24 protein-coding genes are annotated in these 24,307 nt (G+C 34.5%); 7 read left to right on the top strand and 17 right to left on the bottom strand.

Annotated elements, in window-relative coordinates:
- Positions 1-88 precede the first annotated feature (88 nt).
- On the top strand, positions 89-337 hold the full coding sequence (locus tag ABH959_RS17700) for a hypothetical protein (RefSeq protein ID WP_000433610.1): 249 nt from the start codon (positions 89-91) through the stop codon (positions 335-337).
- Positions 338-503: 166 nt separating this feature from the next.
- Here the strand turns inward: ABH959_RS17700 and ABH959_RS17695 are convergent, their stop codons facing one another.
- Complete coding sequence (locus ABH959_RS17695) at positions 504-1,613, bottom strand: lactonase family protein (protein ID WP_113937592.1); 1,110 nt, start codon at positions 1,611-1,613, stop codon at positions 504-506.
- A gap of 191 nt (positions 1,614-1,804) precedes the next feature.
- Between ABH959_RS17695 and ABH959_RS17690 the strand changes: the two genes are divergently transcribed.
- Positions 1,805-2,101: a hypothetical protein gene (locus ABH959_RS17690; RefSeq protein ID WP_113937593.1), complete on the top strand. Its 297-nt coding sequence runs from the start codon at positions 1,805-1,807 to the stop codon at positions 2,099-2,101.
- A gap of 104 nt (positions 2,102-2,205) precedes the next feature.
- Here ABH959_RS17690 and ABH959_RS17685 read toward each other — a convergent pair whose 3' ends face one another.
- Complete coding sequence (locus tag ABH959_RS17685; RefSeq protein ID WP_113937594.1) at positions 2,206-2,742, bottom strand: DUF2812 domain-containing protein; 537 nt, start codon at positions 2,740-2,742, stop codon at positions 2,206-2,208.
- 7 nt (positions 2,743-2,749) lie between these two features.
- Positions 2,750-3,067 carry a PadR family transcriptional regulator gene (locus tag ABH959_RS17680; protein WP_000991891.1) on the bottom strand — a complete coding sequence of 106 codons (318 nt, stop codon included), beginning with the start codon at positions 3,065-3,067 and terminating at the stop codon, positions 2,750-2,752.
- Positions 3,068-3,271: 204 nt separating this feature from the next.
- Here ABH959_RS17680 and ABH959_RS17675 point away from each other — a divergent pair, with 204 nt between their 5' ends.
- The 3 genes from ABH959_RS17675 to ABH959_RS17665 are packed head-to-tail and all read left to right on the top strand — an operon-like array spanning position 3,272 to position 6,445.
- Positions 3,272-4,201 (top strand): AAA family ATPase, encoded by a 930-nt coding sequence (locus ABH959_RS17675; protein WP_012261180.1) that lies wholly within the window; start codon positions 3,272-3,274, stop codon positions 4,199-4,201.
- On the top strand, positions 4,198-5,361 hold the full coding sequence (locus tag ABH959_RS17670) for a DUF58 domain-containing protein (protein WP_404492983.1): 1,164 nt from the start codon (positions 4,198-4,200) through the stop codon (positions 5,359-5,361). The genes ABH959_RS17675 and ABH959_RS17670 overlap by 4 nt, the downstream gene beginning before the upstream one ends.
- The gene (locus ABH959_RS17665; RefSeq protein WP_404492982.1) at positions 5,336-6,445 is read left to right on the top strand and encodes a DUF4018 domain-containing protein; all 1,110 of its coding nucleotides are present in this window, start codon (positions 5,336-5,338) and stop codon (positions 6,443-6,445) included. The genes ABH959_RS17670 and ABH959_RS17665 overlap by 26 nt, the downstream gene beginning before the upstream one ends.
- Before the next feature lie 68 nt (positions 6,446-6,513).
- Here the strand turns inward: ABH959_RS17665 and ABH959_RS17660 are convergent, their stop codons facing one another.
- Together ABH959_RS17660 and ABH959_RS17655 are read right to left on the bottom strand one after the other, a co-directional pair.
- Complete coding sequence (locus ABH959_RS17660; RefSeq protein WP_002084815.1) at positions 6,514-7,965, bottom strand: MFS transporter; 1,452 nt, start codon at positions 7,963-7,965, stop codon at positions 6,514-6,516.
- A gap of 303 nt (positions 7,966-8,268) precedes the next feature.
- Positions 8,269-9,486, bottom strand: coding sequence for an aspartate aminotransferase family protein (locus ABH959_RS17655; protein ID WP_113937597.1), 1,218 nt, complete (start codon positions 9,484-9,486; stop codon positions 8,269-8,271).
- A 289-nt stretch (positions 9,487-9,775) separates the two neighbouring features.
- On the opposite strand from ABH959_RS17655, the gene ABH959_RS17650 reads away from it, so the two are divergent.
- Positions 9,776-11,155: a catalase gene (locus ABH959_RS17650; RefSeq protein ID WP_113937598.1), complete on the top strand. Its 1,380-nt coding sequence runs from the start codon at positions 9,776-9,778 to the stop codon at positions 11,153-11,155.
- Positions 11,156-11,276: 121 nt separating this feature from the next.
- Here ABH959_RS17650 and ABH959_RS17645 read toward each other — a convergent pair whose 3' ends face one another.
- The 10 genes from ABH959_RS17645 to ABH959_RS17600 all read right to left on the bottom strand — a co-directional run bounded on the left by ABH959_RS17645 (position 11,277) and on the right by ABH959_RS17600 (position 20,870).
- A complete protein-coding gene (locus tag ABH959_RS17645) occupies positions 11,277-11,798 on the bottom strand; it encodes a hypothetical protein (RefSeq protein ID WP_113937599.1) in 522 nt (173 codons plus the stop codon).
- Between the two features lie 113 nt (positions 11,799-11,911).
- Positions 11,912-13,666: an adenine deaminase C-terminal domain-containing protein gene (locus tag ABH959_RS17640; protein ID WP_113937600.1), complete on the bottom strand. Its 1,755-nt coding sequence runs from the start codon at positions 13,664-13,666 to the stop codon at positions 11,912-11,914.
- A 366-nt stretch (positions 13,667-14,032) separates the two neighbouring features.
- Entirely contained in the window at positions 14,033-15,199 is a 1,167-nt protein-coding gene (locus tag ABH959_RS17635) for a serine hydrolase domain-containing protein (RefSeq protein ID WP_002137026.1), read from the bottom strand.
- 452 nt (positions 15,200-15,651) lie between these two features.
- A complete protein-coding gene (locus ABH959_RS17630; protein WP_404492981.1) occupies positions 15,652-16,158 on the bottom strand; it encodes a DUF3902 family protein in 507 nt (168 codons plus the stop codon).
- 350 nt (positions 16,159-16,508) lie between these two features.
- A complete protein-coding gene (locus ABH959_RS17625; protein WP_113937603.1) occupies positions 16,509-17,243 on the bottom strand; it encodes a signal peptidase II in 735 nt (244 codons plus the stop codon).
- A gap of 15 nt (positions 17,244-17,258) precedes the next feature.
- A complete protein-coding gene (locus ABH959_RS17620) occupies positions 17,259-18,368 on the bottom strand; it encodes a DUF58 domain-containing protein (RefSeq protein WP_404492980.1) in 1,110 nt (369 codons plus the stop codon).
- Complete coding sequence (locus ABH959_RS17615) at positions 18,365-19,297, bottom strand: AAA family ATPase (RefSeq protein ID WP_113937604.1); 933 nt, start codon at positions 19,295-19,297, stop codon at positions 18,365-18,367. The genes ABH959_RS17620 and ABH959_RS17615 overlap by 4 nt, the downstream gene beginning before the upstream one ends.
- 146 nt (positions 19,298-19,443) lie before the next feature.
- Entirely contained in the window at positions 19,444-19,737 is a 294-nt protein-coding gene (locus ABH959_RS17610; protein ID WP_002142306.1) for a putative quinol monooxygenase, read from the bottom strand.
- Positions 19,738-19,784: 47 nt separating this feature from the next.
- Positions 19,785-20,423, bottom strand: coding sequence for a nitroreductase family protein (locus tag ABH959_RS17605; protein WP_113937605.1), 639 nt, complete (start codon positions 20,421-20,423; stop codon positions 19,785-19,787).
- Between the two features lie 18 nt (positions 20,424-20,441).
- On the bottom strand, positions 20,442-20,870 hold the full coding sequence (locus ABH959_RS17600; protein WP_000204168.1) for a MarR family winged helix-turn-helix transcriptional regulator: 429 nt from the start codon (positions 20,868-20,870) through the stop codon (positions 20,442-20,444).
- Between the two features lie 264 nt (positions 20,871-21,134).
- Between ABH959_RS17600 and tet the strand changes: the two genes are divergently transcribed.
- Complete coding sequence (gene tet / locus ABH959_RS17595; protein ID WP_113937607.1) at positions 21,135-23,078, top strand: tetracycline resistance ribosomal protection protein; 1,944 nt, start codon at positions 21,135-21,137, stop codon at positions 23,076-23,078.
- A 47-nt stretch (positions 23,079-23,125) separates the two neighbouring features.
- Here tet and ABH959_RS17590 read toward each other — a convergent pair whose 3' ends face one another.
- Positions 23,126-23,770, bottom strand: coding sequence for an alpha/beta hydrolase (locus ABH959_RS17590; RefSeq protein WP_404492979.1), 645 nt, complete (start codon positions 23,768-23,770; stop codon positions 23,126-23,128).
- Positions 23,771-23,791: 21 nt separating this feature from the next.
- A complete protein-coding gene (locus tag ABH959_RS17585; RefSeq protein WP_088009398.1) occupies positions 23,792-24,259 on the bottom strand; it encodes an NUDIX hydrolase in 468 nt (155 codons plus the stop codon).
- Between the last annotated feature and the right edge of the window lie 48 nt (positions 24,260-24,307).

The following is a 24,307-nucleotide window of genomic DNA, read 5'->3' as shown; positions in this document are numbered from 1 at the left end:
TAATAAATACCTATTTATGTTGAGAAAGTTTTTTTACTTGCATAAAATCATACCGCTTAAGAAATGCTACAAATGGAGGTGTATACATATGGAACCAATGCTATGTCCAAGTTGTAAAACGAACCGAACTCGCTTTAATATTCTTGAGCAACAAGTAAAACCAGTAAAATTAAATCCGCAAACTGGTCAAGTAGAAGAAGAATACACAAATGAAACGATGAACGCTTTTCATATGGCTTATCAAGGACCTACTTACCGCGTCCAATGTGCTGTATGCGGGCTTGTTGAAAACCCAGAGCAATTTATTAAACCGGCTCAAAATCAGTCTTTCTCTTAAACATTTCCCTACCCCCTATCAATTTTCTATAGGGGGTTTTTCCATTTTACATAAGCAAGGTGGACAATTGCTGTTTAATCAAAGGTTTCTAATTCATCTACATGTCTACTATTCATACACCGTCATATATTTTTCTTTTCCACACAAATATAGCGGCCCAATAGAATCAAAGAACAGCTAAGCCTTGCGACCCAAAGTAAGGAAAATTTGATGAAGCAACAACCTGCAACCTTACTAGACTACCATCACTTTGAATATTAAATACTGACACTGTACCCTGATTTCCATTAAGGGTGTAAAAATGTCGTCCATCTTTACTCACTCCAACATCCATCGGAAGACCCGGTGCCGTCCCCGGCGGTGTACTAGTAATATGCCTTACTACTGACACTACTCCATTGGGGGCGATTTGGTAGGTGGAGATGGTGCCACTTAAAGTGTTCGTAGTGTAGGCAAAACGTTCATCCTTCGTTGTTATAACCCAACAGGCAGTTTTATATCCGTTTTGTACAGAGCCGCTGATTACATGAAGAGTACCGTCATTGCTCAAGGAATAAGATGACAACGCATTTGAAACTGCTTCTGTAACTAAGAGAATTCCGGACGATAGAAAGTAAGCACCCAATGGGCCTTTACCGTAAGAATCATTAACAATTGGTCCTGTAACCGTACCATCTTTATTTACATGGAAGACACTGAGATGGTTTGATGTAAGCTCGGAGACAACAATTTTACTACCATCCGGGGTGAAGAGAACTTGTGCGGGCTGAGCATTAAAGGTACTGAGAGCATGAGTGGATCCTGGAATAAGTGTAAGGTTTCCCTTATCATCTATGTGAAATCCAGTAATATTTGATGCAAAATTGTTTGCAGCATTACCTACATTGGAGACATAGAGAAGATTACCATACACACCAATGCTATTGGGCTGAGCACCTCCTGATGACTTTACATCCACGAAAGTCGGCACCCCGTTATCTGCTATGATAAAACTACTGATACTATGGCTGCCTGCGTTAACTGCAAATAGGAACCGACCATCACGGGACAAAGTCAGAGAACCTTGTGATGCTAGAGGATCTATACCATCGTTTGCCGTTTCTGTAGAAACTTCCTTTATACCAGTACCTCTTCCGTAAGTTCGGTAAGAACCCACAAAGGTGAGCATTCCATTCGTATCCATATGAAAAGCAACAATGTGATTCATTACTTCATTATTAGTCATCATGTATACCATACTCGCACGAGCACGAAAATAATTGTTCATTCTCTGCATTTTATGACTCTCCTCCCTTCATAATTTTATATGGTTCTTTTTCCATTTAAATTCCCATGCAAATGGAAATTGATTTAGAAATATCTCTTACTCATCTCGTAGTTTCTTTAAGTGAAATCCTTATTCACTTCCATATTATATTTTCAACCCCACACTCTTTTGGTAATATTTACATAAGAGAGGTGAAATTAATGATTTTAAATAAAAAGTTAATGATTCCATCTACATTTCTACTATTAACTTGTCACATAGGTATTTTTTACTTTTGGATTTTCGATTGGAAGAAGATAACAGCTCCTTACGGTCTAGCTATATGGATTGTTTCTACTGTTTGCGGCTTTTTACTTTATTACCACTTTAAACATCAAAAATCTAATAAAATAGTCTTAATTGGTAGTTCATTATTATTAATCGTTTCTTCATCATTTATGATTTTTTTAGGTATTATCACTGGTATTATCTTTGTAACTGTTAGTTCTATGCCTTAAATATATAGTTTTTTATTATGTAAAAAAGAGTGAACAAAATAGAATTACATAAAAATTAAAGAAGATGATTCCGATAATCATCTTCTTTTAAAATCCACTCTTTATTATAATATTTCGCTTTTCAATTTCTTAATTTTCCAAGAGAGCCTTATAAAGAGATACATATACATACAACCAACAAACCCCAGCATAACTTTCGCCCAAATTGGCACTCTTGATTCTGTTGAACTTAAAAATGCGTTATACATTGAGGGTAATATAGTTATTGAAATAAAGGCAAAAAATTGTAGTAATTCCTTCATTTTTTGTACCTTCGTTTCCTTTTCTGAATAAATATCAGGCAACTCTTTTTCCTCTTCTACATCTTTACAAAAATAATTCCACTTTGCAAAACTCGTTACATGTTTCCATCCACACATTTCATATATTTCAATATATTCTTTTTGTTTTTCCATTGAATCTTTATAATCCAATCTAAAATCCGCTTTATATACTACATCTTTCGGCTTAGTTTTCTGAAACGTATACATTATATTATATTTTTGTAATGCCCAGCCTTGTTGGTGCATATCCCGTAAAAAAGCTTCTTCTTTTTCTAAGCTCCATACCGCGAAAGGTTTGAATATCTTCTTTGTCTCCATCTTCCATTCACTCCCCTAATATACTGTTTCCATTCCTTACAGATCTCTGCAGTCTGTTATACTCTAGCTCTAACACTTCTCTCCCAAACGGTGTTAACTCATAGCACTTCTTTCTGTCTGTAGAGGCAACTTCAACAATCAATTTCTCTTTTAATAACTTCGTCGTATTCCCATATAAAGTACCAGGACCGAGTTTTACTTCCCCATTTGTCATCTCTTCTACCATTTGCATAATTCCATAACCATGCATTGGCTTTACAAGTGACAACAATATGTAATATGTCGCCTCAGTTAATGGAATGTATTTTTGCGCTTTCGCATTCATTATAACTACCTCCGATACATCGCTTCATGATATATCGACTTACGATACATCGTATAACGATATTGCATAATCATATTCCAAAATATGCAAGTGTAATATTAAAATTAAATATCTATTTCTTCGGATTAAAAAATCATACCAATTTTCTGAATAATTTGTTAAAATATAGAAATATCCATTTTTATTTTGAAAGGAATGATACATATGATAAATAAATTAAAAGAAAACATAGGATCTGTTTTTGTCGGTAAGGAAAATGTAATTGATTTACTCCTCGTTTCACTGCTTGCTGATGGACATGTACTTCTTGAAGACGTACCTGGTACTGGAAAAACATTACTAGCAAAAACAATTTCTAAAAGCATTGGTGGTAATTTTTCTCGCGTTCAATTTACCCCTGATGTACTTCCGAGTGATGTAACAGGTATTGAATATTTCAATCCAAAAACTAGTGAATTCGAATTAAGACTTGGACCAGTTATGACAAATATACTACTCGCAGATGAAATTAACCGCGCGATGCCGAGAACACAATCTAGTTTGTTAGAAGCGATGGAAGAACGACAAGTAACGCTTGAAAAGCAGTCTACTCCTCTTCCGAAACCGTTCTTTGTTATTGCGACGCAAAACCCGATTGAATCACAAGGAACTTTCCCTCTTCCAGATGCACAACTTGATCGCTTTTTAATGACGATTTCAATTGGTTATCCGTCTCCTGAAGATGAATTAAAAATGATGCGCCGTTTTCGTAACAATGCACCGTTAGAAAGCGTCACATCTGTCATTTCTTTAGAAGACATTTTAGAAGCACAGAAACAAGTGAAAGAAATTTTCGTATCAGAACCGTTAGAACATTACATTATTAAGCTTGCTCACGCTACAAGAAATCATGATTACATTGCTAACGGTGTAAGCCCGCGTGCTACATTAGCTTTAGTACGTGCCGTTCAAGCACTAGCCTTTTTACGCGGCAGAGAATATTGCACACCTGAAGATATACAATTTTTAGTTCCTTCCGTTTGGAATCACCGTATCGTCTTATCGATGGAAGGAGCTTTACGTACGACAAAAAATGAATTAATGCAAAGGATTTTAAAAGAAGTGGACGTACCCGTGGAGATTGAACAAGCATGAATGGACAGCGCGTTGTAACTGTACCTTTATTTTTTCAACTCCATATTATTCAATTAACTGTGCCAGGTGCTATACTATTTACGTTTTTTCTGCCGCAACGAATTATTATGTTTCTCTTTTTCTTCTACTATTTATTTGCGATTTTCATTTATAAATATGTCGCTTACTTAGAGAAAAAATTTCAAATTATAAATGAGAAACAAACAACTCGGCTTTTCCCAGATGAATCTGGACAATTTTATATTCATTTAAAAAATGGTGCAAACATACCACTTGTTAACGGCGTTTGTTATTTTCATTTAAATTCATCTCTTATACCGCATAAGGATCAAGGGATTGAACAAATATCGAAAACGTTATTTTCTTTCCCATTTTCACAACCTGCTCATTCAGCACAAAAATGGGATTTAACATTAACCGCAACGAAGCGTGGTGTGTTTCAAATTGAACAGTTCGAATGTGTTTTAAAAGATCCTTTTCATCTTTTAACTGTACATTTACCTGTTTTCGATAAGTTAAAGGCTGAAATTATTGTGTACCCTTCTCCTAAAGAGGTAGCCGGTTTACAAGAACTTCAGCAACTATTAACAGGTTCGTATCGAACGAATTTCTCTTTTTACAATGATGAAACATCCATTATCGGTGTTAAACGATATGAACGTGAATCTTTCCGCTCTATTCATTGGAAAGCATCTGCTAAAATGCAGGCGTTACAAGCTAAACAATATGAACCTGTAAAAAATTATAGTTGGACAATTTGTCTTTCTTTAGCTGCTGATCGTGGGTTTGGTTGGAAAGAGAATGTAGAAGACCTTATTTCATTTACAACGTACATTTGTCAATTCGCAACGAAGCATCAAATTCCGTTTGAGTTATTTATTAGCGTTTTAGCAGAAGGTGGCCCTTTGCTTTTACCATTAAACGAAGGACAAACACATTACGCCAAAGCGTTAGAAGAATTAGCACGTATTTCAGATGATAGTACATTACTTCCGAAACAAGGATTTCTTCACTATGTAACGAGAAAAAGGGAACGCTCATCTACAATGATATACATTGGTTTGCAGAAAAAGGAGCTCCCTCTTCTATCTCAGCCTACGTTCCTCATTAATAATGAAGGGATGGTGGAAAAGCTTGAAAACTTGGCTCTATCACGTTAATGACTTTATTCTGCTCCTCCTTCTTTCATTATTAACGGAAAGAGATGAACTCATTGGTATTGCTATATTTTTAGTGACCGGTTATGTAGGAGTATTTCTTATTCATAAATTTATGAAGAAAAAAACGACAGGTTTTGTACTACTGTTAGTTATTCAAATAATCGGTTGTTCTTTATTTCTACCTTTCTCTATTTTAGGCACAATATTATTACCACTGTTTTTCTTTATCGTACACTCTGTTGGACCGGGATATCCAGTACAAAAATCGTTAGGCGGTATTGTATGGTTTGTCGTTTCAGCTATATTTTATGCCCCCTTTCCACCATTGTGGAAATTGTTACTATTAACTTTACACATTATGATTACATTTTGGTTAACAGGTTCCAATCGTAATCAACAGCTATTACGTTTCACTTCTATTATTACGATTGGAATAATTAGCGCTTTACTTATTCCGGTATTTCCTTATATTCGGCTTCTTTTTTCTTATATCATACAAGTAGTTGCCTTAGGATTTGGTTATGCTTTAAATCCATTGTTCTCGGCAGCTGCATTAAAAGATACAGACGACTTTTGGTCGAATAAAGGAAATTTAAAAGATCCTCAAATTAAAGAGGACCTGGGGCAGCGTCCTTTTGATCCAACTCTCATAAATAGCATTACAATAATAGCATGTACAGCCATCGCTATTTACGTCGTTTGGAAAATAGTAAAAAAACGAAAACATTTAAGTTTACCAAATATGCCTGTCTTTGAATCTACAATCATTACTGATAAAGAAGGCATTAGCCAAAAACGGTTCAAACGAAATAAACCACCACATAATGAAATTCGAAAAGAAATTTTCAAACTCGAGAGTAAGCTATCTCCTCCTTTAAACCGAGAACGAGGAGAAACTGTTGAAGCTTGGCTAGAGAGAATTAATGATGAAGAAGAGGTAAATATTCAGAGTCATATTATTATAGACGCGTATAATGCAGTGCGTTATTCAAATGGTGAAAACACTGTACTTCTGCATGAATTTAAGGAAGAGGTTCATAAGCTTTATGCGTATCAGAAGAGTTTGAAGAAGAAGAGAAAATGATGTATACAAAAAGACTCCTATTAAACTAGGAGTCTTTTTGTGTAAAAGTCCACGTTGCTTTTCACAAATTATGCTTTTTTTCCTGCTTCAATTTCTAAAGATTCTTCATGCCACCAAAGTGTTTCTTCAGGATCCTCTTTAGCAATTTGATGTGCTTCTTTTTTCGATTCTACAGTAGGATAAGAACCTTTTAGTGCACGTCCTGATGTTGTGACAAACAGTACACTAAACACAATTAATCCAATTACACTTACACCTGTTAAATAAAATGCTGGTGCCAGTGGATTACCAGTAGCATGAACTAAGTATGAACATACAAGCGGCGTTGTACCACCGAATATAGATACAGAAATATTAAAGGAGATAGAAAGCGCACGATAACGTACATCTGTGAAAAAGAGTGCTGGTAATAACGAAGGCAATGTTCCTTCATATACACTAAGGAAGAAACCTAAAATGAAAATACCCGCAAACATGGCTACAATATGTCCGTTACCAATTAATAAAAATGCTGGAATTGAACATAATGCTAAACCGAGTAAACCAATTTGTACTACGCGTTTATTACCTACTTTATCACTTAATTTACCGAAATAAAGTGCTAGTGGAATCATAAGTGCCATCGTAATTGAAATAATTAATAAGCCCGTTGTTTCTTTGACTTTTAGTACTTGTGTTAAATAAGAAGGAATATACGAAAGGATCATATAGTTTGTAATGTTAAAGAAGGCAACAATTACTGTGCTTAATAAGAAGTCTTTTTTGTGATATTTTAATATATCCATAAATGAAAATTGTTCGTTGTCTTCAGATTCCTCTTGTGCTTTTTCCATCTCTTGAAAGATTGGAGATTCATCTAAATGACGTCGTAAATATAAACCGACCAAACCAATTGGTGCAGCAATTAAGAAAGGAATACGCCATCCCCAGCTGAGCATTTGCTCATCTGTTAATAATAACGTTAAAATGGTAACAATTACCGAGGCAGCAATGTAACCTGAGAGTGTTCCAATTTCAAGACCACTACCGAGTATACCACGCTTTTTATCTGGAGAAGATTCTGCGATATAAACCATTGCTCCTGAATATTCGCCGCCTGTAGAGAAGCCTTGAATCATTCGAGCAATTAAAAGTAGTATTGGTGCCCATACACCAATTTGTTCATAGGTTGGTAGTAATGCGATGAATAATGTAGAAAGTGCCATTAAAATAATAGTTGTACTTAAAACAATCTTTCGGCCATACTTATCTCCTATTCTACCAAAGAAAATACCTCCGATTGGTCGAACGAGAAAGGCCGCTGCAAATGTACCAAATGTAAGTACAAGTTGCAAACCACTATTATCCACACCTGAGAAGAATAGTTGACTTAATATTACCGCTAAATACGCGTATAATCCAAAGTCAAACCACTCCATTGCATTCCCTATACCAGTAGCAATAACTGCTTTCCTGGCTTGTTTAGGATTGACAATATTAACGTCTTGAGGTTCAAAATTCAAATCATTATTTTGTTGCATATAGTAAAACAGCCCCTTATTTAATTTAACTTCTTTAAGCACACCTTCTCTTACTAGAATAAATTCAATACGAAGCACTTAAGGAAAAGCAACGTCTCCTTATCTGTTATTATTGTTTCACATAATTAATTATTTGTCCAACGAGATGCTTCCTAGATTAAGTAATTTACTATTTTAAAAAGCTGAAGAAGGCGCTATACGAGTACCTTTTTCAGCTTTTTATTTTAATACGTAAATTTATTTTTTCCACCCCTATTTTCTTCCTATTTGAATTAAAAATAAGGTGCTTTTTTATAAAGTTTTTTAAACACTCGCTATAGCTGATAAGCTATGAATACAGGAGATAAACTCATAAATAAATGCATCAATTTCTTCTTTAGTAATTATATATGGAGGAAGTAAACGGATGATGTTCCCTTGTGTAACATCAACTAACATTCCTTTCTTCATTAGCTCCACCTGTAATTTCTTAACATTTTCATTCTTATCATTCAAACTAATTCCAAACATCATTCCAGCATGACGTACTTCCTGAATATAATAAGAATTTTCTTTCTGAATTTCTTGCAATTTATCATTTAGATAGTGTGATGTTTCATACGCTTCTTGCATTAAACCATCGTCAATCAATGTATTTAAAACCGTTAACCCTAAAGCCGTTCCCATTGAAGAATGCGCAAACGTTGTACCGTGATCTCCTGGTGCAAATACATCACATAATTTTTCACCTACAATAATTCCGCCAAGCGGTATCCCGCCTCCTGCTCCCTTACCAATTTGAATAATATCCGGTGTAATATTGAAATTTTGATAAGCAAATAGTTTACCAGTTCTCCCCATACCACTTTGAACTTCATCAACGATAAGAATGACATTATATTTATCACATAAGTTTTGAACACCATGTAAATATTCACCCGATAAAGGGTATATCCCCCCGCTACCTAATACAGGCTCTAGCATAATCGCAATTGGATTTTCTTTAACAATTGTTTCTTCTAATTGCTCTATATTCTCGCGCTCTACTTCATATACAGGAATCGATGTTTTAGGGAAATTTTGATATACACTTTCTTGTCTCGTAAAATGAAGTGCCCCTAACGTACGCCCGTGGAAGCTATTCTTCAGCACTACGATTCCTTCACGTTCCTCATGCGTATTCGCTCTATATTTATCAATTAATTTCAACGTTGTTTCTGTCGCTTCCGTACCAGAGTTTGTAAAAAAGACTTTTCCATTTTTTAAAGAGCAATCAACTAATTTCTTTGCATACTCAATCGCAACTGGGTTTAAAAAATGAAATGGGAGATGCAGAGATTTCGTAACTTGTTCCATTGTCGTTTGCACGATTTTCGGGTGATTATACCCTAATACGTTCACTCCGACACCAGAAAATAAATCTACATACTCTTTACCATCCACATCATAAAGCTTGCACCCTTCTCCTCTTTCTATCGCAACCTTCGTACGACAATACGTAGGCATCATATATTCTTTATCTAATTGAAACCAATCCGACATTTTAAATTCCTCCTAGTTATTTTCCCTGTTTATTTATGTTCATTCTCTATAAAATCATGTATAAATTCATTTTTAAGATTGAAATTTTAATTGTGGTTTTCTAAAACGTGTTATTTCTCTTTCCGATATTCATTTTTTCATAATTTCTTCTATTTCAACAGGTCCACTATATGTGCGTTTTTTTCATCTAGCGGTATGTTATAAATTTGAACTTCGTATGTAATACATAATTGAGGCTAAAGAATCATATTTAGTAACAATCAACGAAAAAATTTTGGAGGCTATGTCGATGAATGAAAAACATGATAAACAGAAGGAGTCTTTATTAGGAGAATACTTTAATAGCAATCGAGAACTTACTGAACCAGCTATACTTCACTCTCAAACAGTTGGTTCACGTGGACCTATTTTAAAGCAAGATAATGTACTGCACGAGGCGTTACAAGAATTTATCCATGAAAAAATTTTAGAAAGACCTGTTCATGCAAAAGGATTTGGTGCATTCGGTTATTTTCAAACGATATATCCGATGTCTGAACATACAAAACTAAGCTTTTTACAAAATTCTAATGAGAAAATTCCTGTTATGGTGCGATTTTCATTAGCGGTTAGTACGAAAGGAACACCTGATACTGCTAGAAATGTACGCGGTTTTGCTACAAAATTTTATACAAAAGAAGGCGTATTTGATCTTTTATGTAATCACCTTCCTGTCTTTTCTGTTCGTGATCCGATGCGTTTCCCTGAAACTATTAATGCGTTGTTGCCTTCACCTAAAAATAACTTAATAGACCCTGATAGATTTTGGAGTTTTGTCGCTAGAGCACCCGAATCCATTCATTTTGTTGTCCGTTTATACTCTGATGCTGGTACGGCAAAAAGTCTTCGCCACATTCCAGGACATAGTGTAAATACATATGTTTGGAGAAATGCTCACGGTTATCGAAAGTACGTAAAGTATCATTGGTATCCATTTGAAGGTGTGCAATTCATTACTAGTGAGGAAGCAAATAAACTAGCTGCCGAAAACCCTGATTATAGCGGGAAAGATTTATACGATGCAATTGAGGCTGGTAAAGCAGTGGAATATGGTTTATATGTCCAGCTCATGGATCCTAAAGATGAAACACACCTTTCTTATGACCCTTTAGATGATACAAAAGTATGGGATGAAAAGGAGTATCCTCTTATACCAGTAGGCAAAATGGTATTAAATAAAAATCCTGAAAACTATAAAGAACAAGTAGAAAAAGTCGCTTTCTCCCCTTCTAATTTACTAGACGGTGCAGAACTATCAGATGATAAAATGCTACAAGGTCGTGCTAACATTTATAGTGATTCTCAAAGAAGAAGAATTGGACCTGAATTTCGTAAAATAGCGATCAACCAACAGCAAAATTGGACACCTGCTAATCAAACAACTAGCGGTGACGGAAGATACGTTGAAGGAAAACTTGAAAGAGCTTCTATAACTAAGAAAGACGACTTTGGGCAGCCTGGTGAATTTTATGCGAAGTTACAACCGATAGAAAAAGAACATCTTGCCGAAAACTTAGCTAGTGATTTGAAAGTTATCTCCGATGATATAAGAAAGGTAGTTTTAGGGTATTTCCATGAAGTGTCAGCTGATTTGGCAAAGAGGATTGAGAGTACGATGCAAAGGCTTTAAGAATATAAAAAACGTCATTTTTAATGATTAAAATGACGTTTTTTTGCGAACTTACTCGTGATTTCTATCGACCAATGTACATTTATTAACGAAATCTTTCCCCTTCAAGATTTTCGTTATCTCATTTCATATTATGGTACTCATTTCTTTTTTCCAGATAATCTTTTTCACATTGTAATGGTCTGTATTCCACGATTTTCCCTTGCTTCTTTTTCGTTTCGGTAACAATCCATTCCCCTTTTTCAAGGTTTAAGCGTTTCATTACATTAGTATCGTCAATTTCTTTATAAAGTAAAAATGCTTCTTGCGCCTTCACAAATAATCTAGGCTCTCCTCTATATCCACCACTATCATAAACTTTAGTTAGCGAATTATAATAAGAATCATTTTCCCTTCCACCATACATCAAATGCGCAGCCTCTAGGTCTCTTTTACTAATTTCCCAAAAACTATTTTCATCAATCTTTAAATCAAATGTAGATATAATGTCATTCATAATGTTTTTCACATACTTTTCATCACGAATTTTACTTTCTTCCAGACAATCCGAAGATAACCTTGGTGCATTTGACTGAGAATGTACCACATGCTGTATAGATACGCACAAAATAAATACACTTAAAACATACAATAGTTTTTTCATATTTAAGTATCACCTCAAATGATTTAGATACTATATTATTTGAGGCTTAGGATATTCTTATGCTAAGAATGAGAAAGGTCCTATAAAATAGACTTTTTATAGGACCTTTCCTTTTAATATTGATTTATCAGTTTCATCGGCGAAGCAAGTACCTTACTACTTTTCACATCATATAATCCTATAGGCGTTACTCGTATAAAAGGCAAGTGCGTCGCAGAAAAGAATAAAATCGTAAATGCCGGATCGTCATACGCGTAGCCACGCTCTTGCAATAATTTCACCATCTGTTTTTCTTCCTGTATTAATTCACTCATTTTTAAATTAGACATAATCCCGAGCAATGGTAATGCTATTTCGTGTAATACTTCATTCTTTTCAACTATTACCATTCCCCCGCCAAGCTCTTTTACCCTATGAAAAGCTGTAAGCATATCTTCTTTACTCTTTCCAATGAGGATGATGTCACCTGTACCGGAATATGAGCTAACAAGGCCTCCTAATTTATTTGCAAAGCCTTTTACAACTGTATTCACTCGCCAAGTACCATCACGAGCAATCATCATAAGGAAACACTCATCATGATCTAGAGAAAGTTCCTCACCGTTTAAGTCGATTTCAGTTACATATGGTTTTGAAATAACATCATTTAATAATTTTATACCTGTTGTTTCAGAAAAAATCATATCTTCTTTCTTTAAAGACCAGTCTAATGATAATGGAGTTACTTTGAATTTACTCCAGTCTATATGTAATGATGCATTTTTGTTTATTCCGTCACGCTTCATCCACTTACCCTTTGCAATTACACTTATTGGAATCGGGTTTTCTTTACTTTCCAAAATATTAATATTTGCAATTCTTCCTGTCGCGATCGCGCCGTGTAAATGCTCCATATTATAATAACGAGCAATGTTATAGCTTGCCATATTATAGGCATCAATTACTGGTATTCCTTGCTTTATCGCGATTTCTATCATCCTATTCGTCATTCCGTTTTCATAAAATGACGGATGTGAACCATCTGTTGTAAACATGAATCTATCAAAGTGCTTGACACCTAATTCCAGCAATTCTTTCAGTAAAACTTCTAAATCTGGACGGATAGAAGAGTTTCTAAGAGAAACGGTGTAACCTTGCATAAGACGTGTTAATGCTTCCTGCCCCGTCATCGCTTCATGATCACAATCTGTACCTAACAGTTTTAACTTCGCTAAAGTCGTTTCAGATGCTCCTGGGAAATGCCCTTCCACCTTTTTATGTAATCGTTTCGTTTCCTGCACCCAATGTAACATTTCATCATCGCCATGTAATAACTTTGGCCACGCCGTTAGCTCGCCGCCTTGAAGAACCGCTTTATGCTTTAGCCACTCTATTATTTCTTCACGATTAAATAAAGATTCCCCGTTTTGCAATTCAGTTTGTCCATCAAAACGACACCACCAATACATACTTGCTGGAATCTTTTCAAATTCATCTAATACACGAAATGCATCTTCACGTTGTAAGGTAAAAAATAAAGTTAAATTATCATTAATAAACGTCGTTGTCCCAAATTGCATCGCATGATTTGCTAAAGTTTCTGGATTATACAATTGATATGGATGTGCATGCGGTTCAATGTAACTAGGAACTACATACTTTCCATCACAATCAATCACTTCACATTCATGTAGTTGCTCTGGTAGTTTTTCTCCTACATATATAATGCGGTCATCATAGATCCAAATATTTGCTTGCACCCACTCGCGCATATAGGAATTTAAATATGTTGCATTCTTGAATAAAATGTGCGGGCTTCTTGTGCCATCTATTACTTCAACATGCTCTCGTAATTGTGTGTTACTCCATCTAAACTGATTTTGTCCCAATGTATTTCACTCCACATCAATTTACTTTTATTTATTAAAATAAAAATAATTAACTAACTAAAGTATTATCCATTCATAACTCCCCTGTATATCCCCTATACCCTTTATTATATGGAATAATTACAAAAATAACAATTTTCAAAATTCATAATATATCTCTTTGATCCAAAATAAAAAAGATATCATGCAACTGACATCTTTTTTATACTAGACTATAAGATTGAATTACACTTGTATCCGTATTTATGTTCTACATATACTTGATTGCTGCCATACCATGAATGCTAATACTGCCCTTATTTGCGAAATTAAAAAGCATCTCTTTTATTTACAACTAAAGCAGTATTCCATTCGCTTTCTTTTCATCTATTTCTTAAATTCAATTTGCATCATTTTATTAAACTGTGTAAAAACATCCATCGCACCTAAAGAGTTAATATTGGCAGCTAATGTATGTTTGCCTCCCATTACTCCGCCAACAAAAGTTGTAAATCCAGGAATTGCCCCTCCGTGACCCCAAACTGAAACACCGTTTGGAAGTTTAGTCTCATAGATCCCAAGGCCATATCCATCACCAACACCTTTTCCTTCTATAGGAACTGTAGTAAGCATTTCTTTTAGCTCACGTTCTTTCAGTAACTTACCACCAAGTAAAAATGAAAAGAATTTATTTAGATCGTCCGCATTAGAAATCATATCTCCAGCTGAATTAGCTAAACTCGGATTATAATACGTCATGTCTTTCAACTCACTTGTTTCATCAATTTTCATATACCCACGAGCATGATTCTTACCTGGAATTACGGGTGAATTCCCTGGTAAAAACGTATTTGACAGATCCAAAGGCTCAATAATTCGCTTTTCAATTTCTTCCGCATAACTATTTCCAGTTATTTTTTCAATAAGCATTCCCAATATGACGTATCCTGTGTTTGAATACAACCATCCCTTACCTGGTGAAAAATCTGGAGGTAGAGAAAGTCCTATTTTCACTATTTCTTCTGCTGTATACGTTTTTTTCGAATTCATTATGTCAGCGTCTTTTGACTTTAAATATTCAGCTATACCACTCGTATGATTTAAAAGTTGACGTATCGTAATTTGATTGCCATCATACCCATTTCCTTGAATGAGGCCCGGTAGCCACTTTTCAATTGGATCGTCTAGTTGTATGCGATTTTCTCCTACTAATTGAAGTACAGTCGTAGCTGTAAAAGTCTTGGTCACACTACCAATCCGAAAGCGATATTCTGATTTTATCGGTTGCTTTGTACTTAAATCCGCGACGCCAGCAGTATAACTACTAATCTTTCCATTGTTAGACGTCTTCGCTAATATTCCTGGGGTTCCAAGCTGTACTGTTTCCTGCATTACTTGTTTCCAACCATTCCGATTCTTTTGATCATGTGATTGTGACGGACTAGATAAATTTTGAACAGACTCTGCTTTCACAGTAAAACCTGGTGTGAATAGAGTAGTACCCGCTAATAAAACTGCCAAACTTGCTAACTTAATTGAATTACATTTTTTCATAAGGCTCCCTCTCCTCTATTAATATCGGATTAATTCAAGTTATACTTTAATCCTATATGATAAAACTCTCTTTTTTCTTATCCATTCCTTACGAAATACTTACGTTCAGATTTTGATACGATAAACTGAGAAAGAGCTATGCATGAAAATAAAAAGGGCATATAAAATAAGGACAGCGACTTAACTGCCCTTATTTTCATTTCACCTCGTCTTTATTATTTTTAAGATGATTCATTAATTGTGTTCGTTTCAAAGGTACATATATGTTTGTTCCAGTAACATATCTTTTTCCCAATCGAATTATCTTATAAATTTCAGGAGTGCATATTAAGATTAACAATAAAAAAAGAACGTGTTTTCAATTTATCAAAACACGTTCTCTTACATACTTAAAACCCTATATCAACTTTTTATTTCATTCACTTCTTTAAACTACTAATCTATATCCACTTTTACCATCCTGCACTAGCATTCATACCATTTCCAAGAATAGTAAGAAATAGTGGCCACAATACTGGTCCTAACGTAAGAAGTAAACTTAGAAGTATAAGTAATCTATATACCCCGGGGAAATTTTGATCTTTACGATTTACAAATACTAAAATAGCTAATAATATTATGGTCGTTAAAAATAAAAGTAGAGTTAGCAGCCAATACCAAACCATTAAACTGAGACTCCATGGTGTTAATAGCTCGTGTATTATACCAAATATGATTCCTAATACTCCAAAACTAAAGGTAGTAACTGTTGATTTTATAAGCACTATATTTAATGTTTTTTCGTATGTATTTTTACAATATAAATCTATTAAAGTGTATAAAGATAAATATGCCATTAATACCCCTATCCAAGACAATAACCAGTCTCCGCCTCCTCTAAATAACATGAACAGCAACCAACACATCCCTACTGCAGAAAAAGCAAAGGAAATAAGTATGCTTTTCAATACCGGTTTCATTATATTTTCACACCCTTAAAAATAAATTATAAGTTTTTACTAAACTCATGTAATTTTTTATTAACATGCTACCCATTAATCGTTTAGCTCTAATGCATCCTTTTTTCATTCTATATTAATAAAACAAAGATACACTCATGAACAATTAAAGAAGCAATACTCTACAAAGAGTTCCATATAGCTTGTATATTCTTTTTCCATTGGTAGAGATATTAAAAAATTAAGTATACATTAACATGCAATTAAATATAAGTAAATAAAATTAATTTGCAGCTAATTTTATTTACTTATATAATTTTTATATTTAGATTAACTCAGCCATCTTTTTTATTTTGATATAGCATATTCTGCTATTCATGTCCCCCTTTTCCATCCCGCTCTATCCACCGCATAGTCTTCTTAATATCTAACTCCGTATACGTCTTTTCACCATATCGGACAGACTCGTATATTGGAATAATGTCTATCGTTCTACAAATTCTTTTCAGCCATTGTTGCATCGTTTCATAGGGCCTTCGCTGTTCGTGAAATGGTAAAGTTCTTTCCCATTCAACTAACTTTTTCCTTATCGTATCTGCAGGCAATGACTTTTCTGACTGATCAATGACTTTTTCATCCTTTGTGGTTCTTACCACAGTTTGCTTTGTGACCGATTCTTTCTCCTGTATTATTTCAGTTTTCGTCAACCTTTTCCTAATGTACTTGTAGATGGAATATATAATTGACATTACAATAATCACATAAAAAGCTATACTGATCCATGAGCTTGAGAGCACAGAAAATACATCCCCCCATGAACTTTTCCTTTCGAAAGCTGGCATTTTACTATCCGTTTTTGTTCTTATCCCTTTATCTCCTACTTTTGTCTTTTCCAAAGGTGTGCCATAATCTTCATTATTTTCATTGTTTATTGTTTCCTTATAAATTTTTTCAGATTTCTTTTCACTAAAAAAACGCTCTTTTACTATGTCTTGTACATGCACAACACCTTGTGATAACGTTATCGCACTAACCGCAAAGAATAGTATGATTAAAGCTCTTACACTCCAAAACTTCACTTTCATATGCCGCTTTTTATTCAACATGACATGAATCCCTTCTTATTCTTTAATTACAATCCATTTATTCGTTCTACTGTATTCCCTAGGTGAAGTACCAAGAATTAAAGGAACTGCATCCAATTCCTTACGACGAAATCCTGCTGTATAAAAATAAGAAGATGATACAGGCGTATCTTGATCCGATATTGAGGCAAGTACCTTTAATACATTTTGCAAATGTTTCCGATTATCCCCGTTCTTTACATGTAACAATCCGTTACCTTTCACACTGTTAATCCATAACTCAAATGAACAATCTTGCATGAGCAGTTGTTTGCATATGCCTGCCGTTAATTCAATAAGCTCTTCAATATCATTTCGTAAAGAAACGCCACTTTTATTTTGTAAATTGAGATAAATCGCATATTTATCAGATTGTGTTCGTTCGTATTTTTTCGCAGTTATCATCCCTGTTTTTGCTGTTGCACCCCAATGGATAGAACGAAAATCTTCATTTTCATAAGACTTCACTCCCATTACTTTCGTTTCATCATATAGCGGAGAAGACATCGCTTTTCGAAATCCGCGTGACCATTCTTGTAATTCAGGAACTTGTATTTTCGGAACGGCTGGTAAAACTAAATAGGACGGCGTATCAACTTGTTTATATGTTATATGTTTCGTTATGAATCCAAAGGGATCAGTAATAACAATTTCAACTTCTTCCCATTTCGCGATTCCTCTTTTTAAAGCTACAGCTTGCAAATCAAATGAAACTGCCTCTCCTCCTTTTATATTGAAATTCAAATAATAATTTGAACCTGTACTATGATTTTTGTTTAGTTCATCATGATTCCAAGTTAGCTTGTTTTCACATTTAAATCGAAATACGATATTGAAAATAGGAAATATCGACTTGTTTGAAATTTTCAATTTGCACATATTTATTTCACCTATAAAAACGTTCGAATTACCTTGATTGTATTTCCAGTTAACGCGAGATACTTTCCGAATATATATATGTGTAGCGCCTATTAAAATTAAATACAAAAATACGAGAGATAATATGAGTAGATTACTTGAAAATACACATAAAATAACGGCTACAACTGACATAACTCCTATTACGAAAGGCTCCGCTAACGGTGTATACACAAGCTGTTGATTCATCGTACATTCTCCACTGGCACACTAATCGTATGAAGAATTTCTTTCATAATTTGTTCTTTCGTCGTTTTCATCTCACCTTCAATCGTTAACGTTAACCGATGAGCACAAACGGATGCAGCTAGTAGTTTTATATCATCTGGCGTACAATAATCTCTTTCATTTAATATCGCTCGTGCTTGAATCGCTCTCATAAATGCCAATGTGCCCCGAGGACTTACACCAATTTCAATTAGCTCATGCTTACGAGTTGCTTCAATGATTTCAAGAAGATAATCTTGCACATCACTCCCTACTAACACTTCCCTTGCACGTTTTTGTATATTTATTATTTCTTCACTCGAAATAATAGAATGCAGCGTTTCTAATGGATCATTCGTTTGGAACCGATTCATCATTTCCTTTTCCGCTTCTCTCGTAGGGTAACCTTGGCGTATAGTAAGTAAAAATCGGTCTAATTGAGCATCAGGTAAAGGAAATGTACCAGCCGATTCAAGAGGATTTTGCGTTGCAATAACTAAAAAAGGTTCTGGTAAAGAATGTGTCTGCTTCGCAATTGTAACAGTACGTTCTTCCATAACTTCAAGTAACGAAGATTGTGTTCTCGGTACAGCTCGATTAATTTCATCTACTAATACTATATTTGCAAAAATAGGCCCTAACCTCGTTTTAAAATCCGATTCCTTCACATCAAAATATTCGAGTCCAATAACATCTCCAGGCAAAGTATCAGCTGTAAATTGAATTCTTTGGAACTTAGCGTCCACACTTTTAGCCAAACTTTTCGCTAATGTTGTTTTCCCCGTCCCAGGTACATCTTCTAATAAAATATGTCCTCTTGCTATAAGAGCTATAGCTGCTAGTTCAATCGATTCATTTTTCCCTATAATGACCTTTGAAATATTGTTAGTGATTTTCTTTAATATGTTCATATATTTCACTTCCACCCTTAAAATATTTTTAAAATTAAGAATATTTATTTTCCAAATTATAACACATCACGTTAGAAGTAAATATATTCCTATCAAAATAAAAAAGATGACCTCAGCATACGCCAAAGTCATCTTCTATAACCATATTATTTTACTAACGTTCCATTATAAGCTTTTATATCAAGCGGAGCATTTAAAAACTGTGATGCTTTACTAACGAAAGATGTGAAGTGTTCACTCGTATTATGACTCGCAACTGCTGCTTCATCTTTCCATACTTCTACCATCGTATAAACACTTTCTTTTTCAGTATCTTTATATAAATCGTAAGATACATTTCCACTTTCTTCTCTTGAACCATGAAGTAATGGCTGAATTTCTTCTAAAAACGATTGTTGTTTTGCTGGATCTACTTGAAATATTGCGTGAATAATAATCATGGTGTTTCCCCTCTCATATCTCACTTATTTCTGTTTTTTTTATAAAATTACTTCCACTCAGCAACTTTTTCAACTGGAAGACGTACTGATGGATAACCACTGTCAGCAGCTTTTCCGATTGAAATTAACATAACTGGTACGTGACGCTCTTTGTCTAATCCGAAAGCTTCTGCGATTTGGTCTTTTTCAAATCCACCAATTGGGCAAGTATCATAGCCGTGAGCACGTGCTGCTAACATAAATTGCATTGCTACAAGACCACCGTCAATTAGTACAGTATCTTTCATTACTTCTGGTGTAACCATTGAGAAGTAACCTGAAAGTTTTTTCATTTGGTCTTCTTTTACTTCAGCTGGCATAAGTCCGCGCTCAACTGCTGTACCGTAAATTTCTTCTGCATTATCAAAGTTATTTAAATCACCAAATACAGCGATCATTGCTGAAGATGTTTCTACTTGAGATTGATTAAATTTCGCAAGTGGCGCCAGTGTTGCTTTTGCTTCGTCACTTTCAATAACTAAGAATCTCCATGGTTGCATGTTTACTGAAGATGGTGCAAGTGTTGCCTCTGTAAGAATTTCTGTCATTTCTTCTTTGCTAATTTTCACTGAAGGATCGTACTTACGAATTGAACGACGTCCTGTTAAAATTTCGTTAAAATCATTTGTTTTTACTGAATTAGTCATAGTTGTATTCTCCCTTTTTTATAATTCTTTTATGTTTTCTTGAATGCGGTCTAGCATTGTTAAAAGATTATCGCGTTCTTCTTCACTTAATCCTTTAAATGCAGATGTTGCGAAACGCTCTTTTTCCTCTTGATACACTTGAATTTTATTTCGTCCCTCTTCTGTAAGAGAAACTAACGTAATTCTGTTATCATCTGGATTTTTACGTCTTGTAATCATTCCATTTGCTTCCAGCTGTTTTAAATGCCTCGTAATCGCGGCATTATCAATATTCACTTCTTGCTGAAGTGCTTTTTGACTAATTTCATCTACTTCATATAACTGAAGTATAAGCTCTAGTCTAGATTGACTCATACCCGTACACCCTTCAAACTTCGAACTTACTTCTTTATTGAGGAAGTGTAATTTATATAAAATTATTGCTTCTTTTGAGCATGAACTTGTCAAATTACCCCTCCTTTACATCCAAATCAAAAATGTTTGATGTATCAATAGTTGATATGTCAATTAATATAATCTATATCGATTTAGAATGCAAGCATTTTGTTTTCTTTTTATTTTTTCCAAATTAAGGCGTTTTGTAGCGTTACAAAAAATGTAAATTACATTATAATAGTAATAATTTAAATGACTGGAGAGTGATTGTAATGCGGCAATACACAAATAAAAATGAGGAATTAAAAATGGAAAATGAAATGAGGATATTCATATATGACAACAATAAATATAGGGATTGTCGCGCACGTAGATGCTGGCAAGACGAGTTTGACTGAGCGTATTCTTTATGAAACGAATGTGATTAAAGAAGTTGGCCGAGTAGATAGTGGCAATACGCAAACTGACTCAATGGAATTAGAAAGACAACGCGGAATTACGATTAAAGCATCTGTCGTTTCTTTCTTTATTGATGATTTAAAAGTAAATGTCATTGATACACCTGGACATGCTGATTTTATCGCTGAAGTGGAGCGATCATTCCGTGTTTTAGACGGTGCCATTTTAGTTATATCTGCCGTTGAAGGTGTGCAAGCACAAACGAAGATTTTAATGCGGATATTACAGAAATTAAACATACCTACTATATTATTTGTTAATAAAATAGACCGTAGTGGCGCAAATACTGAAAAAGTTGTGAAACAAATAAAAGAGCTTCTTTCAAATGAAGCATGCCCCTTCTACTCTGTAGAAAACGAAGGTACAAAGGAAGTACGGATTATTGAATATAAATCCTATGACGATTGTATTGAACGATTAGCACCATTTAACGAATCATTGCTTGAGTCATATGTAAATAACGAAATAATACCGGATGCACTATTAAGAAAAGAACTCGAAAAGCAAATACAGCAAGCAAATGTGTACCCAATCTTTTTCGGTTCAGCAATGACAGGTATAGGAGTAACTGAATTACTTAAAAATATTTCATCCTTAATTCCAGCTACTAAATCGGCACAAGATGAAACATTATCCGGTGTTGTTTTTAAAATTGAACGTGAATCTTCTGGCGAAAAGATTGCTTACGTAAGAGTTTTTTCAGGTAGTTTACACGTTAGAAAATATGTTGATATACAGCGTGGAGAGTCTCTACCACATAAGGAAAAGATTAAAAAAATGTGCATGTTTCATAATGGAGATGCCGTTCAATCTTCTACTGTTCAAAGCGGAGAGTTTTGCAAAGTATGGGGACTTACGAATATTAAAATTGGTGATATTATCGGTGAACGGACGGATTATATAAAAGATATTCACTTTGCCGAACCACAAATGGAAGCTGCTATTGAAGCAGTACCTAAAGAGCGAATTCATGATCTATACGCTGCACTTATGGAGCTATGCGAAGAAGATCCGCTCATTAAAGTGTGGAAAGACAATGTTCACAATGAACTATACATTCGCCTTTTCGGTGAAGTGCAAAAAGAAGTTATTGAAACAACACTTTATGAAAAATACCGTCTACAAGTTACCTTTTCAAACACGCGAGTTGTATGTATTGAAAAACCAATTGACTTAGGGAATAGCGTTGAAGTAATGGGTGAAAAAGAAAATCCTTTTTACGCAACAATCGGCTTCAAAGTTGAACGGGGTGAACTTAACTCTGGCATAACGTATAACTTAGACGTTGAACTTGGATCACTACCTTTAGCATTTCATAAAGCGATTGAAGATACAGTATTTCAAACGTTAAAACAAGGTTTATTTGGATGGGAAGTTACTGACATTATCGTCACGTTAACACATACTGGTTATGCTAGCCCTGTTACAACAGCGAGTGACTTTAGAAACTTAACACCGCTCGTATTAATGGATGCTTTGAAACGGGCTGAAACATGTGTATATGAGCCATTAAACGAATTTGAATTAACTGTACCAGAGCACGCAATTAGTACCACAATGTATAAACTAGCTGCCATCCCAGCAACTTTTGCAGAGCCTATATTCTATAATGACTCTTACCATTTAACAGGATCATTACCTGTTGCAAAAACAGAAAATTTCAAACGACTGCTCCATTCATTTACTGAAGGAGAAGGTATCTTTATAACAAAGCCAACTGGTTTCACAAAGCTTACAGCTCCCTTCCCTACTCGAAAACGTGTTGACTTTAATCCGCTAAATCGGAAAGATTATTTGCTTCATGTTTTGAAGGCTTATTAAATAAAAAAGAGGTGCCATTCGCACCTCTTTTTGCATGTATTGATAGGTTAGTTTTTCCTAACAACTTCTTTAAGTTTTTCTATTATTTTTGCTATCGCTTCGATCGAATTCTCGGTTTCAAATTCTCCAACATTTACAGAATGGTTAGCGTTTTTGACAACTTCAATCTGTAAATTCGTTTTATGTAACTGATTTATTTGATTTGCATTATATTGATGATCTTTATCTCCAATTACTAAAAGCCCGTCGTGATGACTATGTAAGATCGAATCAAAAATCGAATCAAACGTCAATAAAGGTGTAAGTAATATCATTTTTGACTGTAAGTATTCTTCTCTCTTCATTAAATCATTCGCAATCGGGATTGTTCCGAGTGATTTTCCTAAAAACATCGAATCGTTGTATTGTCCATTTCTTAGCACTTCATTAATGATAGGATTAATATCATCCATCATTACTTTCGTTACTTCTTCCATTGGTTTTTCCATTAACTGTCCATCATAGGAATAATGAATATGAACTACATCTATTTTATTTTCAAGCATAAGCATCGTTGCATAATAAAATAACGGCTTGTCATAATTGTAGCCTGAACCTGAGAACATAAAACAAATTGTATTAGAACCTTTTTCGATATGTGTGTAACGAATGACTTTATCATCTATATGTATCTCTTTTTTAGTCCCCTTCACCGTTTTCCCCTCCAAGCACGCTTACTTTTGTAACACGATATGTTCTGTATGAACTGATACATCCTTTACTTTATCTTTTATAAACGCTGGCTGTAAGTTATATGCATCTAACTCTTCTACCGGCACCCACTTAAATAAATATTTTCTACCTTCTTCTTCAAGAATATATTGATCCGCCCCATTTGCAGGTAATTCATGCAATTCTACTTCATAATAAAAACTAATCTCATGAAACTTTCGCTCAGAAAGTGTAAAGAAGTTTTCTACTGACCATATTAATCTCTTCACTTCAATAGGTACGCCTAGTTCTTCTGCAAGCTCTCGTTTTAACGCATCTTCACTATTTTCTAGCATTTTCACTCTTCCGCCTGGTACGTACCAATACTCTTCACCTTCATCTTGAAGGATAAGTATTTTATTATCATATTTACAAATTGCTCCGACTCGGTAATTAAAACATGTTTCTTCTACTTTAAACGTAAGATCCATCCTGAATGCCCCCTATATATTATTTAAATATCAAATCATTACAAAACT

This window comes from Bacillus sp. RC51, assembly GCF_044908115.1.
Classification (GTDB): domain Bacteria; phylum Bacillota; class Bacilli; order Bacillales; family Bacillaceae_G; genus Bacillus_A; species Bacillus_A mycoides.
Note: the sequence above shows the minus strand (reverse complement) of the source record. Positions and strands in the feature narration are given on the sequence as shown.